10 protein-coding genes are annotated in these 15,447 nt (G+C 33.9%); 6 read left to right on the forward strand and 4 right to left on the reverse strand.

The window, feature by feature from the left end; genetic code table 11:
• Positions 1 to 66: 66 nt before the first annotated feature.
• From AAGV28_RS02330 to sucC, 3 genes are all read right to left on the reverse strand, one after another.
• A complete protein-coding gene (locus AAGV28_RS02330; RefSeq protein WP_373405218.1) occupies positions 67 to 408 on the reverse strand; it encodes a hypothetical protein in 342 nt (113 codons plus the stop codon).
• A gap of 329 nt (positions 409 to 737) precedes the next feature.
• Positions 738 to 1,076 (reverse strand): hypothetical protein, encoded by a 339-nt coding sequence (locus tag AAGV28_RS02335; protein ID WP_373405219.1) that lies wholly within the window; start codon positions 1,074 to 1,076, stop codon positions 738 to 740.
• 332 nt (positions 1,077 to 1,408) lie between these two features.
• Positions 1,409 to 2,602, reverse strand: coding sequence for an ADP-forming succinate--CoA ligase subunit beta (sucC, locus tag AAGV28_RS02340; protein WP_373405220.1), 1,194 nt, complete (start codon positions 2,600 to 2,602; stop codon positions 1,409 to 1,411).
• Between the two features lie 423 nt (positions 2,603 to 3,025).
• On the opposite strand from sucC, the gene gltB reads away from it, so the two are divergent.
• The 3 genes from gltB (at position 3,026) to lysA (ending at position 10,422) form a co-directional block, all read left to right on the forward strand.
• A complete protein-coding gene (gene gltB, locus AAGV28_RS02345) occupies positions 3,026 to 7,540 on the forward strand; it encodes a glutamate synthase large subunit (protein WP_373405221.1) in 4,515 nt (1,504 codons plus the stop codon).
• A gap of 4 nt (positions 7,541 to 7,544) precedes the next feature.
• Positions 7,545 to 8,999: a glutamate synthase subunit beta gene (locus tag AAGV28_RS02350; protein WP_373405222.1), complete on the forward strand. Its 1,455-nt coding sequence runs from the start codon at positions 7,545 to 7,547 to the stop codon at positions 8,997 to 8,999.
• A 202-nt stretch (positions 9,000 to 9,201) separates the two neighbouring features.
• On the forward strand, positions 9,202 to 10,422 hold the full coding sequence (gene lysA / locus AAGV28_RS02355) for a diaminopimelate decarboxylase (RefSeq protein ID WP_373405223.1): 1,221 nt from the start codon (positions 9,202 to 9,204) through the stop codon (positions 10,420 to 10,422).
• 48 nt (positions 10,423 to 10,470) lie between these two features.
• Here lysA and pafA read toward each other — a convergent pair whose 3' ends face one another.
• Positions 10,471 to 12,084 carry an alkaline phosphatase PafA gene (pafA, locus tag AAGV28_RS02360; protein ID WP_373405224.1) on the reverse strand — a complete coding sequence of 538 codons (1,614 nt, stop codon included), beginning with the start codon at positions 12,082 to 12,084 and terminating at the stop codon, positions 10,471 to 10,473.
• Between the two features lie 203 nt (positions 12,085 to 12,287).
• Between pafA and AAGV28_RS02365 the strand changes: the two genes are divergently transcribed.
• From AAGV28_RS02365 to AAGV28_RS02375, 3 genes are all read left to right on the forward strand, one after another.
• Entirely contained in the window at positions 12,288 to 12,749 is a 462-nt protein-coding gene (locus AAGV28_RS02365) for a hypothetical protein (protein ID WP_373405225.1), read from the forward strand.
• Between the two features lie 269 nt (positions 12,750 to 13,018).
• Positions 13,019 to 13,906 carry a dienelactone hydrolase family protein gene (locus tag AAGV28_RS02370; protein ID WP_373405226.1) on the forward strand — a complete coding sequence of 296 codons (888 nt, stop codon included), beginning with the start codon at positions 13,019 to 13,021 and terminating at the stop codon, positions 13,904 to 13,906.
• A 233-nt stretch (positions 13,907 to 14,139) separates the two neighbouring features.
• Positions 14,140 to 15,402, forward strand: a complete 1,263-nt coding sequence (locus AAGV28_RS02375) for an RsmB/NOP family class I SAM-dependent RNA methyltransferase (RefSeq protein ID WP_373405227.1) — start codon at positions 14,140 to 14,142, stop codon at positions 15,400 to 15,402.
• Positions 15,403 to 15,447 lie beyond the last annotated feature (45 nt).

Genomic DNA, 15,447 nt, shown 5'->3' on the forward strand with positions numbered 1-15,447 from the left:
ATAGAGAACAAAAAAATCCCGATATCGTTTAATCGAAATCGGGATTATTAGTTTAATGTATAGCCCTTATTTAGTAAACTTAACTAGAAAAACAAGTCCTCTTCCTGCTTCTAATTCGCTAGTTGATAGTTTTCGATAGTTCAACGTATTTTTAATATAATAGTTCAAACTTTCATTACTAGTGTTAGTACTCATTACCACAATTTCATGATTCTCATTTATTGCAATTCTCACTTTTACCAAAACATCTTGGTCTAAACCACTAAATGTTGGATAATTATTAAGCAATTTTGTTATCTCTTTGTAAGTCTCATTAAGCGTTCCTGTTGGATTGTCTTTTGACTTCTCAGCTGCAAATGCTGTTGTTAAAAATAGTGTAACAACAACGGATAAAATTAATTTTCTCATGATTTCTTAATTTTTAATTAGAATTAAATTGTATCAGATTTCATTGTAAAAGTAGCAAAAACAATGATTTAAAAAATAAATAAACACTTGATACAGTGTGATTTACGATTTAAAAAAATTTAAAGAATAAAAAATAACAGCATGATAAAAAAAATTAACTAAAATTTTGGTATTCGCAAAAAAATGAGAGCTACGAAGAAAAAAATTTATTCAAAATAGCCAAAACAGCCTAATAATCAGGAATAATTCAATTATAAATTGCTCTAAAATGAAAAATCCCAATCTCTTTTAAAATGAGATCGGGATTTTTTTGCTTAATGTACTTTGTCCTACTTGGTAAACTTAACTAGAAAAACAAGTCCTTTTCCAACTTCTAATTCGTCTGCTAATAGTTTTTGATAGTTTAAAGTATTTTTGATGTAGTAATTCAAATCTTCGTTAGTAGTATTAGTACTCATCACCACAATTTCGTGATTTTCATTGATTGCAATTCTCACTTTTACCACAACGTCTTGGTCTAATCCTCCTAAGTTAGGATAGGTATTCAATAGTTTAGTTAATTCTCTGTAAGTCTCATCTAAATTTTTTGCTGTATTAGGAGACTTACCTGCAGCAAATGCTGTACTCATAAATAAAGTAACGATAACAGATAAAAATAATTTTTTCATGATTTCTTTGTTTTTAATTACAGGTCAAAATTACTACAGACTTCCAACATAAAAACCACAAAAACAATTACTTAACCTAATCATAAAAGAGCTTGTTTTTCTTTTTTTACGAGGTACAAAAACTATCTGTATAAAAAATAAGAGCCTTATAAAAATGAATCATTAAAATTTCATTAATCGCATAAAAACACGCAAATCACTAAAAAAAAGTAACAATTATCCAATTAATATTAAATTAATACAAAGATTGATAACCAACTAGAATTGAATAGAAACAAAAAATCCTGTTCGCCGCGGCGAACAGGATTTTAATATATTAGCCTGATTCTTAATTAAGAAAGAGCCGCTTTTACTTGGTCAGCAGCTTCTTGAAATTGAACTGCAGATAAAATTGGCATACCAGAATTATCAATTAATTCTTTTGCAATTTCAGCATTTGTTCCTTGCAAACGTACAATGATTGGTACTTTAATAGCATCTCCCATGTTTTTGTAAGCATCTACAACACCTTGAGCAACACGGTCACAACGAACGATTCCTCCAAAAATGTTAATCAAAATAGCTTTTACATTTGGATCTTTTAAGATAATACGGAAAGCCGTTTCAACACGTTTAGCATCAGCAGTTCCTCCTACGTCAAGGAAGTTAGCTGGTTCAAAACCTGCATATTTAATTAAATCCATAGTTGCCATTGCAAGACCTGCTCCGTTTACCATACAACCTACAGTACCGTCAAGATCTACATAATTCAATCCTACTTCTTTAGCTTCAACTTCAATTGCATTTTCTTCAAGAATATCACGCATTTCTGCATAAGCTTTTTGTCTGTATAATGCATTGTCGTCAATATTTACTTTAGCATCAACAGCTAAAATTTTATTATCAGATGTTTTTAAAACTGGGTTGATTTCAAACATAGAAGCATCAGAACCAATGTAAGCTTTGTACAATGCATCGATGAACTTCACCATTTCTTTAAAAGCATTTCCAGAAAGGCCTAAGTTAAAAGCAATTCTTCTTGCTTGAAAACCTTGTAATCCTACATTAGGATCAATTTCTTCAGTAAAAATTAAATGAGGTGTGTGTTCAGCCACTTCTTCAATATCCATTCCACCTTCAGTAGAATACATAATCATGTTGCGACCTGTTCCTCTGTTCAATAAAACGGAAACATAAAACTCAGAAGTTTCAGATTCTCCAGGATAGTAAACATCCTCAGCAATTAAAACTTTGTGCACCTTTTTCCCTTCAGCAGAAGTTTGAGGAGTTACTAGTTGCATTCCAATAATTTGCCCAGCAATTTCTTCTACTTGTTGTAAATTTTTAGCCAGTTTAACCCCGCCACCTTTACCACGTCCACCAGCGTGAACTTGTGCTTTTACAACGTACCAACTTGTTCCAGTTTCGGTAGTTAATTGTTTTGCAGCAGCAACAGCTTCTACCGCATTATTAGCAACGATTCCGCGTTGAATGCGAACTCCGTAGCTTGCTAAAATCTCTTTTCCTTGATATTCGTGTATGTTCATAATATAGAATTTGTCTGGATTCTGAATTTATTTCAAAATATGAGTGCGACAAAAGTAGCAAAAATGAACTAAAATCCGCAATCTTTTTAACGATTTAAAATATCTTATAAATAAAGTTAAAAAAAGATGCTTTTGCGTTCATTTTTTCATTGAAAAAAAGATTTTACAGCAAAAAAAAGAATGAACAGTGCATTTTATATTGAATATAACAATTAGGAATTTAAAAAAATCAGAAATAATTTTCAAATTAACACCCTAAAAACGAAGGTATTTTAACGATTTGTTAATACATAGCACAAATAATGCAATTATTATTATTTATAATACATTTTTCTATTATTCCTGTAAAAGTGGCTTATAATAGTCCAAATCGATGGATTATATTTAATGAAATATCTATTTTTGTAGAAAAAATTATCAAGCATGAAACTTAAAGAACAAGGCCTTTATTTGCCAGAATTCGAGCATGAAAACTGTGGAGCTGGTTTTATTTGCAACCTTAAAGGGGAGAAGACAAATCAAATTATACACGACGCATTAGAAATTCTAGTAAAATTAGAACACCGTGGTGGTGTAAGTGCTGACGGAAAAACGGGAGATGGAGCTGGACTTTTGATTGACATTCCACACGAATACTTCAATAGAGTTTGTGATTTCAAACTACCTGCTGCACGTGAATATGCTGTTGGAATGGTATTTTTACCAAAAATCCAAAATCAATACGTTTTTTGTAAAGACATATTTGAAAAAGAAATTAAAAATCAAGGACTTACTGTTCTAGGATGGAGAGAAGTTCCTGTTGATTCTAGTCAATTAGGTGAAATTGCCTTAGCTTCTGAACCTACTATAGAACAAGTTTTTGTTGGTAAAAGTGAAGTTATTGACGAAGCTACATTCAAAGCTAAATTATACGCTGCCCGTAAAATTACAGAACACACCATTGCGAATTCTAAAATATCTCAAAGTTCATACTTTTACTTACCAAGTTTATCTACTACTACCTTAATATATAAAGGTATCATTATGCCCGAAGATATTGGGCCATATTATACTGACTTACAACAAACGGATTTAGTTACTCGTTTAGCGTTAGTTCACCAACGTTTCTCTACGAATACAATGCCTACTTGGGAATTAGCGCAACCATTTAGATACATGTGTCAAAACGGGGAAATTAATACTTTAAGAGGTAACGTAAGCAGAATGCGTGTGCGGGAAGAAATCATGAAAAGTGATGTCTTTGGACCACAAATAGAGAAATTATTCCCTATTATTTTACCTGGAAAATCAGATTCAGCTTCTATGGATATGGTAGTTGAATTACTTACACATACTGGAAGATCATTGCCTGAAGTAATGATGATGATGATTCCTGAAGCATGGGAGAAACATAAAACCATGTCTGACGAAAGAAAAGCATTCTACGAATACAATGCTTGTATCATGGAACCATGGGATGGACCAGCTTCTGTACCTTTCTCTGACGGAGATTATGTAGGAGCATTATTAGACCGTAACGGTTTAAGACCTTCTCGTTATACTGTGACTAAAAGCGGTAAATTGATTATGGCATCAGAAATTGGTGTTGTAACTGTTGATCCAGAAGATGTAGAAAGCCACGGTAGATTAGAGCCAGGGAAAATGTTCTTAGTAGACATGAACAAAGGACGTATCATTAATGATGAGGAAATCAAAAGCAAAATTGTTTCTGAAAGACCGTATCAAGAATGGTTAAATCAATACCGTTTGAACTTAAAAGACGTTCCTACAACAACTAAAGTTTGTCCAATCGAAACTATCGATTTAAAAACTAGAGAGCGTTTATTCAACTATACTTTAGAGGATATTCAAGATATGATTACGCCAATGGCTCAAGCTGGAAAAGAAGCTTTGGGTTCTATGGGTATAGATACTCCTCTTGCCGTTTTATCTGATAGACCACAACTAATCCCTAACTATTTCAAACAATTATTTGCTCAGGTAACTAACCCACCATTGGATGGTATTCGTGAAGAAATTGTAACTGACATTAGTTTAGCATTGGGACAAGACAGAAATATTTTTGATATTTCCAGTAAACAATGTAGAAAATTAAGAATTCAAAATCCGGTTATTTCTAACGATGACTTAGAAAAAATCAGAAACATTGATATCGATAATTTCAAAGCAGAAACTATTGAAATTTTATATACAAAAGATAAAGGTTTAAATGGTTTAGAAAATGCGTTAGAAGACATTATCACTCAAATCACCAAAGCAGTTGACAGAGGAACTAACATCATTATCTTATCGGATAGAGGTGTAAATAAAGAGTTTGCTCCTATCCCTGCTTTATTAGCTTGTTCTTATGTTCACCACCAAATGAACCGTTTACGCAAACGTTCTTATTTTGATATTATTATCGAATCAGCTGAACCGCGTGAACCACACCACTTTGCTACATTATTTGGTTACGGAGCAAGTGCAATTAACCCTTACATGGTTAACGAAATCATTCGTGTACAAGTACAAGAAGGATTCATCACTGGAATTAGCGAACAAAAAGCAGTTGATAACTTCAACAAAGCAATTGGTTCAGGAATTTTAAAAATCATGAACAAAATTGGAATTTCTACTTTACACTCGTACAGAGGTTCTCAAATTTTCGAAATTGTAGGTTTCAGCTCTAAATTTGTTCAAAAATACTTCCCGTACACTGCTTCAAGAATTGAAGGTATTGGACTGTACGAAATTGAAAAAGAAATTAACGAAAGATACCAATATGCATATCCTGATGTATTAGTTCCAAACCGTTTAGGATTAAACATTGGAGGTGAATACAGATGGAGACGTAACGGTGAAAGACATATGTTCAACCCTACTACTATTGCTAAATTGCAGCAAGCAGTACGTTTAAGCGATCAAGATAGTTATGATGTTTATGCTAAAACAGTAAACGATCAGGCTAAAAATTTAATGACTATTCGTGGATTATTCGAATTTGACAACCTAGACCCTATTCCATTAGACGAAGTAGAACCATGGACTGAAATTGTAAAACGTTTCAAAACGGGTGCGATGTCTTACGGATCTATTTCTCGAGAAGCTCACGAGAATTTGGCTATCGCTATGAACCGTATTGGAGGAAAATCCAATTCAGGTGAAGGTGGAGAAGACAGAACTCGTTTTCAACCAGATGTTAACGGAGACAGTCGTAACTCGGCTATCAAACAAGTAGCTTCTGGACGTTTTGGAGTAACTTCTCACTACTTATCTAGTGCAAAAGAGATTCAAATTAAAATGGCTCAAGGTGCAAAACCTGGAGAAGGTGGACAATTACCGGGTGAAAAAGTATTACCTTGGATTGCATCGGCTCGTAACTCTACTCCTTTCGTAGGATTGATTTCGCCGCCGCCTCACCACGATATTTACTCTATTGAGGATTTAGCACAATTAATCTTCGATTTGAAAAACGCTAACAGAGAAGCACGTATCAACGTGAAATTAGTTTCTGAAGTTGGTGTTGGAACAATTGCTGCAGGTGTTGCTAAAGCAAAAGCTGACGTTGTATTAATTGCTGGTTATGATGGTGGTACTGGAGCTTCTCCATTAACTTCATTGAAACACGCAGGTCTTCCTTGGGAACTTGGATTAGCTGAAGCACAACAAACTTTAGTATTAAACAACCTAAGAAGCCGTATTGTTGTAGAATGTGACGGACAGTTAAAAACTGGACGTGACGTAGCAATCGCTGCTTTATTAGGTGCTGAAGAATTTGGTTTTGCAACCGCTCCTCTTGTTGCTTCTGGATGTATCATGATGCGTAAGTGTCACTTGAATACTTGCCCAGTAGGTATTGCTACCCAAGATAAAGAATTACGTAAAAACTTTAAAGGAACTCCTGAGCACGTAATTAACTTCTTCTACTATGTGGCAGAAGAATTAAGAGGTATCATGGCACAACTAGGTTTTAGAACTTTAGAAGAGATGGTGGGACAAACTCACAAAATCAACTCTAACAAAGCGATAACACATTATAAAGCCAGAGGTTTAGATTTATCATCTATCTTACACAGGCCAGATGCTTATAAATACAAAACAGTTCGTAATACAGAGAAACAAGATCACGGATTAGACAACGTAATGGATTTCCAAATCTTAAAAGATTCTCACCGTGCTTTGTACAGAAAAGAAAAAATGACTTTAGAATATCCTATTAAAAATACCGACCGTTCAGTGGGCGCTATTGTTAGTAACGAGATTTCTAAAATATACGGACACTTAGGCCTACCAGAAGACACTTTAAACATTAATTTCACAGGTTCTGCAGGTCAGAGTTTAGGAGCATTTAGTGCACACGGATTGACTTTTACTGTTGAAGGAAACACTAACGATTATTTAGGTAAAGGTTTATCTGGAGCTAAATTAATCATCAAAAAACCAGCAAAAGCTACTTTTGTTGCCTCAGAGAATATTATCGTAGGTAACGTTTGTTTATTTGGAGCTATTGAAGGCGAAGCTTTCATCAACGGTATTGCAGGAGAGCGTTTTGCGGTTCGTAACTCAGGAGCTACAGCAGTTGTTGAAGGTGTGGGAGATCATGGTTGTGAGTACATGACTGGTGGAAAAGTAGTTGTACTAGGTAAAACTGGAAGAAACTTTGCAGCAGGTATGAGTGGTGGTATCGCTTATATCTATGATCCTGAAAACAAATTCAAAAATGGCTTATGTAATACTGAAACAATCGAATTTGAGACAGTTGAAGGAAACGAAGCTGATGAATTGAAACATTTAATAGAAAGACACGTAGACTACACTAGTAGTACAAAAGGTATCGAATTATTAAATAATTGGAATACAAGCTTAGAGAATTTTGTAAAAGTAATGCCTACAGAATACAAAAAAGCATTAAAGCGTTTGGAAACTGAGGTACAAATGGTAGAAGAATTAACAGCATAATACAATGGGAAAAGTAACAGGTTTTAAAGAATTCGAAAGAAAAGATGAATCATACACAGCAGTTCAAGAGCGTGTAGGACATTATAAAGAATTTACAGTTCCTTTGAGTGAAGCTGAAATTACAAAACAAGGATCACGTTGTATGGATTGTGGAATTCCATTTTGCCACAGTGGATGCCCATTAGGGAATTTAATCCCTGATTTCAACCACATGGTTCACCAAGGTGAATGGCAAAAAGCTTCTTGGATACTACATTCAACAAATAACTTCCCTGAATTTACAGGACGTTTATGTCCTGCACCATGTGAAAAAGCATGTGTATTGGGAATTATTAATGAACCAATTTCTATAGAAAACATAGAAAAAAATATTGTGGAGCGTGCCTTTGCAGAAGGATGGATTAAACCTCAACCACCAAAAGTAAGAACAGGAAAAACTGTTGCTGTTGTTGGTTCAGGCCCTGCAGGTTTAGCAGCTGCACAACAGTTAAACAGAGCTGGTCACACAGTAACTGTTTTTGAAAGAGACAATGCTATTGGAGGATTGTTACGTTACGGAATTCCTAATTTCAAATTAGAAAAAGAAATTATCGACAGACGTGTGGCTATCTTAGAAGCAGAAGGCATCACTTTCAAAGTAAACACTAATGTTGGTGTTAACTACGAAATTAATGATTTAAAAGCTTTTGATTCTATTGTTCTTTGTGGTGGTGCTACAGAAAGAAGAAGCTTACCTACTCCAGGTGCTGATGCAGATGGTGTAGTTCAAGCAATGGATTTCTTAACACAACAAACTAAGGTCGTTTTTGGAGAAAAAATACAAAACCAAATTTTAGCTACTGGAAAAGATGTAATCGTTATTGGTGGTGGAGATACAGGATCCGACTGTGTGGGTACATCTAACCGTCACGGTGCAAAATCAGTAACTAACTTTGAGATTATGCCAAAACCTCCAGTAGGAAGAAGCGAATCTACTCCTTGGCCTTTCTGGCCGTTACAGTTAAAAACATCTACTTCTCACAAAGAAGGATGTGAAAGAAACTGGTTAATAAATACTAAAGAATTTGTAAAAGATGCTAATGGTAAATTAATCGCTCTTAAAACAGTAAATGTAGAATGGAAAATGGTTCCTGGACAACGTCCTGAATTAATAGAAATTGCTGGTTCTGAAAAAACATGGCCATGTGATTTAGCTTTATTAGCTTTAGGATTTACAGGTCCTGAAAAAACTTTAGCTGAACAATTAGGCTTAGAAACTGATTTTAGAAGTAATTACAAAGCGAACAATTACCAAACAAATGTTCCTAACATATTTACTGCGGGAGATATGAGAAGAGGACAATCATTAATTGTTTGGGCAATCTCTGAAGGCCGTGAGGCTGCCAGGGAAGTAGATTTATACTTAATGGGAACTACAAACCTTCCTACTAAAGAAGGTGGAGATTTACCTCCATTGTAGAAATCAATAAATTTTAAAAAGGCTATCCGAAAGCAATTTCAGATAGCCTTTTTTTTTCTAAAAGCGACTTAACTTTTGTTCAAAAAATAATAATTACAACGTTGTATGTTTATTTTAAAACAATTTGTTACAATTTGTTAGTTTTGTATTTATCTATTGTGGTATCGATAAAGAATAATAAATTTGTGTAAAAATAATAACAATGCAATCAAAAGACTTACTTCAATTAGCAGATCAATTTGGCAGTCCGTTATATGTATACGATGCCGAGAAAATAAAATCACAATACGAGAGATTAACGAAAGCTTTTTCTAAAGTAGAAAAACTACGTATCAATTATGCTATGAAGGCGTTGTCTAACGTTGCCATTCTGCAATTGTTGAGGGATTTAGGATCTTGTTTGGATGCTGTTTCTATTCAAGAAGTACAACTAGGACTTCACGCTGGATATTCTCCTGATCAAATATTTTTTACGCCAAACGGTGTTTCTCTTGAAGAAATCGAGGAAGTACACGCTTTAGGAGTTCAAATTAATATTGATAACCTTTCTATTCTTGAACAATTTGGCACAAAACATCCAACAGTTCCTGTTTGTATTCGTATCAATCCTCACGTTATGGCGGGTGGAAACGAAAACATTTCAGTAGGACATATTGATAGTAAATTTGGTATTTCAGTACACCAACTTCCGCATTTAGTGCGTATTGTTGAAAATACAAAAATGAACATCGTGGGTATTCACATGCACACTGGATCTGATATTTTAGATATCGAAGTATTCTTGTATGCAGCCGAAATCTTATTTGATGCAGCTAGAAATTTCAAAAATCTGGAATTCTTAGATTTTGGTAGCGGATTTAAAGTACCATATAAAAAAGACGATATCGAAACGGATATTGAAGAATTAGGTAAAAAATTATCAAAAAGATTCAATGCTTTCTGTGAAGAATACGGCAAAGAATTGACTTTAATTTTCGAACCAGGAAAATTTTTAGTGAGTGAAGCAGGTTTCTTCTTAGCAAAAGTAAACGTAGTAAAACAAACAACATCTACTGTTTTTGCAGGAATTGATTCTGGATTCAATCATTTAATTCGTCCTATGTTTTATGGTTCATCACACTTTATTGAAAATATTTCGAATCCAAAAGGAAAAGAGCGTTTTTACTCAGTAGTAGGGTATATTTGCGAGACAGATACTTTTGCAAGCAATCGAAGAATTCAGGAAATTGCCGAAGGAGATATTCTTTGTTTCAGAAACGCTGGAGCTTATTGCTACTCTATGTCTTCCAACTATAATTCAAGATACAAACCAGCTGAAGTATTGTGGATTAATGGCGAAGGACATTTAATTAGAGCTCATGAAACCTTTGAAGATTTATTAAAAAATCAAATTCCATTACCTGCTTCGGTAGCTAAACAATAAATTCAAACCAAAAAAAGGGACTTAATTAAAGTCCCTTTTTTATATTCTTTAGTTGCCTAAAATCTCTGTCAACACATTGGCATCTGTGCCATTTGGAAAATCAATTTTAATTTTCTGAGCAATTGTTGGTGCAATTTGGGTAATTACTTTTTTATCAAAAGATTCCCCTTTTTTGATATTCCAGCCATAAAACAACAATGGTACATGCGTATCATAATTATAAGGTGTACCATGAGAAGTTCCAGTTCCTTCGTGCTCTATGTAACCTGGCTTATTCAGAATAACTAACTCACCATTTTGTTTGGAATCATAACCATTTACTACATAATTTAAAAAATAATCTGAATTGCCTGCTGCAATAATTTCTTCCTCAGTGTAAACACGTTTTACTTGTGGCAATTTCGTTAAATACTCCTTGAAAGCTAATTTTACTTTATCCAAAGAAAGTCCTTTTTCCTGAATTTGCTTTTTATCGAAAAAAACATTGTAGTTCGAATAATTCAACACTAAATCAGCCCCAAAATTAGTTTTAGAAAATTCATGCAACTTATTCGATAAATCTTTATAATCTACAGATGCTACTGCATATTTATTGTCTCTTAAAAAATTCACATTTTCAGCTGCAGCATGATCGGAAGTTAAAAACAATAAATAATTGTCCTTACCTACTTTTTTATCCAAATAAGACAGAAAATCAGCTATAGTTTCGTCTAAACGCAAATAAGTATCCTGAACCTCTCTGGAACGTGGCCCTGTTAAATGTCCAATATAATCGGTTGACGAAAAACTAACAGCTAAAAAATCGGTGTTTGAATCCATACCCAGCTCTTCATTAGCAATAGTTTCTTTTGCAAAATCAGCTACTATATCATTCCCAAAAGGTGTTGATTTTATTACCTTAGCTCCTTTATTTGCATACATTTCTTTTAAATTATATGGAAAAACAGGTTTTTTACTTCCATACAAAAGCCCTTCATACGGATTATCATCAGCTAAACTCTTATCATAAACTGATTCTGGTTTTAACAAAGACCAATCTTTATTCAAATAGCTTTCATACTGTTTCTTAGCATTGAATTGAGAAACCCAATTTGGTAATTGTTTTCCATAAAAAGTACTGGAGATAAAATTTCCTGAATCGCTTAACCAAAATGCCCAGTTAGCAAAATGTCCAGCTGGAAGTATCGCCCCTCTGTCCTTAACACTAATTCCAATGACTTTTCCTTTAAAATTAGTTGCCAAACGCAATTCGTCAGTAACGGTGGTGGTTTCTAAATTAAGCGGAGACATTCTCCCTTCGGCTAAATCTCCCGTACCTAAAATAGAAACAGATGCATCATCAGTACAATATCTAGATTTTCCCGTAGATCTATCAAACCAATTATTCCCCACAATTCCATGGACGGCTGGTGTAGCACCTGTGTAAATAGATGCGTGACCTGGTCCAGTGTAAGTAGGCATATAATTAAAATGAGTGTTGTGGAAAACATAACCGTCATTCATCAATCGGTGAAAACCATTAGCTGAAAAATCATCTGAGAAGCGATAGAGGTATTCCATCTTCATTTGGTCCACAACAATTCCTACTACTAATTTGGGTCTTTGTTGTCCATAAACATTTAAAATTGTAACTGTTGCAAAAAGCAAAAATATTTTTTTCATGATAAAATTTTAGATATAAGAGCAAAAATACAAATTAAAGTGCGAGCTAATATTATGAAATGGTTATGGAAGCTACTAGCTAATTGAAAAAGAAATACTAAAACAATATCAATCTTAATTTCAAATTTCTCATTCCTATCCAAATCAAACTTTAAAAAGTTATTTTTGTAACTATAAAAATTATTGCTCGAAACAAGAAAAAAATGAAATACCTCTCTATCTCTTCTTCAAGAAAACATATTTTTATACTCTTTTTCAGTCTTCTGGCAACTTTAAATTCATGGGCAGCCTGTGGAAAATGGACAAGTAAAGTTACGGGTGGAACTATTGAATACACAACAACCGAATCTAAAAATCCAATTAAAGATTTCAATGGGAATTACTTAACAGTAGTGTATTTAAAAAATCTTGCTATTAAAAAAATTGGTCGAAATAGCATTAAAAAAGATGTGAATTGGCTGCTTGCCGAAGGCTATCGGGTTATCGAACTGAATTATTCCAAAAACACCAATGCCAAGGCTCTTAAAATAAACGAAGACATCATTGCAATCAACGATTCTATAGCTGCTCTTCTTATTTGGTTGAAACCAAAACGACAGCTCCTACTCTATTTTTTTATAATACGGACGACGATGCTTATTATGAAGATCAAATTATTCATTTAAAAAATAAATTAGACCGTCTAGGTGTTCCAACAACTACCCTAATCAATTATGGAAAAGGACACGCTATTCCGCAAACTGCACCTCATCTCAATACACTTTATAGTTTCTTTAAAAACTATCTTAATCCTCCAAAATTGGATAATACAAAAAGATAATTAACTATAATTTCAATCTGCCATAGCTCCTATTTCGGGAGCTTTTTTTTGTTCCAAAAATTATCAAATAAATAAGTATATTTAAACTATCCTGAAAACCAATTGATTCCCATTATGAAAAAATTAACCAAAGAAGATATAAGTCAGGAAATATTTGACTTGTACGATGATTACGCTCATAACAAAATTGAAAGAAGACAGTTTATCGAAAAACTTTCGGTATTTGCAGTTGGAACACTTACACTGCCTTCCTTGTTAAGTTTTATTACTCCCGACTATGCAAATACCTTACTCATAAAACAAGATGATCCCAGAATTGATTCCGATTATATTACTTTTGAATCGCCAAAAGGAGGAGGAAAAATCAAAGGTTTACTTTCTAAACCCAGCAAAAACAACAAAAAATTACCTGGAGTAATTGTAGTACATGAAAACCGTGGTTTGAATCCATACATCGAAGATGTAGGCCGCCGTACTGCCGTAGAAGGTTTTATCAGTTTGGCTCCTGATGCTTTAACTCCGTTAGGCGGTTATCCAGGAAATGATGATGAAGGCCGAGAAATGCAAAAAAGAAGAGACCGATACGAAATGCTCGAAGATTTTATAGCAGCTTACCATTATTTAAAAAATCATCCTGATTGTAATGGTCACATTGGAGTTGTTGGTTTTTGTTTTGGTGGATGGATTGCTAATTTGATGGCGGTTAAAATACCAACATTAAACGCTGCTGTTCCCTTTTATGGTGGACAGCCCACTGCCGAAGAAGCCGCTCAAATTAAGACTCCTTTATTGTTACAATATGCGGGCTTAGACATTAGAGTAAACGAAGGCTGGCCTGCTTTTGAAGTTATTCTAAATCGAAATAAAGTTCCAAATACAGCTCATATTTATCCAAATATCAATCACGGATTTCATAATAATACCACACCGCGGTATGATGAAAAAGCGGCCACTTTAGCCTGGACAAGAACGATTGATTTTTTCAAAGAGAAATTAAAATGAAAAATGCGTTTTTAAGAAAGTAAACTATCCTTTTTACCGCAAATTCGCAAATTTAGAAGTACAGTTACTGTTAGTGTAATTTTCGAATTTGCGGTAATTTTTTTCAAAATAATCTCAGTAAATTAGTCTTCTTAAAACAACCTTAAATAATATTAAAATCATTTTTACAGAATCGAAATTTTAATTTAACTTTCAAATCAATTAATAGTACCTTTGCAGTTCAAATAATTAAAATGAGATTACACAGAAACTTAGTATATACTACTATCGATTCTCTAAATGCAATATTTAACGAAGGAGAATACGCAGACAAAGTAGTTGCAAGAGCACTAAAAAAAGACAAGCGTTGGGGAAGTTCTGACAGGAAATTTGTCGCTGAAACCATATACGAAATTGTTCGTTGGAAAAGATTATATTCAGAAATTGCCGAAGTAAAAGAACCTTTTGACAGAGATAACCTGTGGAGAATGTTTTCGGTTTGGGCTGTTTTAAGAGGATACCCAATTCCTGATTGGCGCCAACTGGAAGGAACTCCTGAAAGAAAAATTAAAGGACGTTTTGATGAACTTTCAAAAAACAGAGCACTTAAAGAATCTATTCCAGACTGGATGGACGAATTAGGTGTAAAAGAATTAGGCGAACAAGTTTGGGCTAAAGAAATTGCTGCTCAAAATCAACCTGCAAAAGTAATCCTTAGAACTAATACTTTAAAAACAACTAAAGAAGCTTTAAGAGCTATTTTGATGGATTTAGATATCGAAACCGAATATCTAAAAGACCAACCAGATGCTTTGGTTTTAAAAGAACGAGCAAATGTTTTCATGACCGATGCTTTCAAACAAGGTTTTTTTGAAGTTCAGGATGCCAACTCCCAATTAGTTGCGGCTTTTCTTGATGTTAAACCAGGAATGCGAGTGGTAGATACTTGTGCTGGTGCTGGTGGAAAAACATTGCACATGGCGGCCTTAATGGAAAACAAAGGACAATTAATTGCAATGGATTTATACGAAAGTAAATTGAAGCAATTAAAATTAAGAGCCAAACGTGATGGTGCCTTCAACATTGAATACCGCATTATTGACACCACAAAAGTGATCAAAAAACTGCATGAAAAAGCCGATCGTGTATTGATTGATGCACCTTGTAGTGGTTTAGGTGTTTTAAAAAGAAATCCAGATGCCAAGTGGAAATTGAAGCCTGAATTTATTGATAATATTCGAAAAGTACAATCGGAAGTTTTAGAAAGCTATTCTAAAATTGTAAAACCAGGTGGAAAACTGGTTTACGCAACCTGTTCTATTCTTCCTTCGGAAAATCAAGAACAAGTAGCCCGTTTTTTAACTACTGATATTGGAAAACAATTCACTTTTATAAAAGACCATAAAATCCTAGCCTCAGAATCTGGTTTTGATGGATTTTACATGGCTTTGATGGAACGCAAAGAAAATCTAGTAAAAGAGAAAAAAGAAGAAGCTAGAGAAAAGAAAATAGAATAAAGAACATAGATTTTAGACTTCCTAAAATTGCATAAAAAAATCCTC

Origin of the sequence: Flavobacterium zubiriense (assembly GCF_041729725.1) — a bacterium.
In the GTDB taxonomy this organism is placed as follows: domain Bacteria; phylum Bacteroidota; class Bacteroidia; order Flavobacteriales; family Flavobacteriaceae; genus Flavobacterium; species Flavobacterium zubiriense.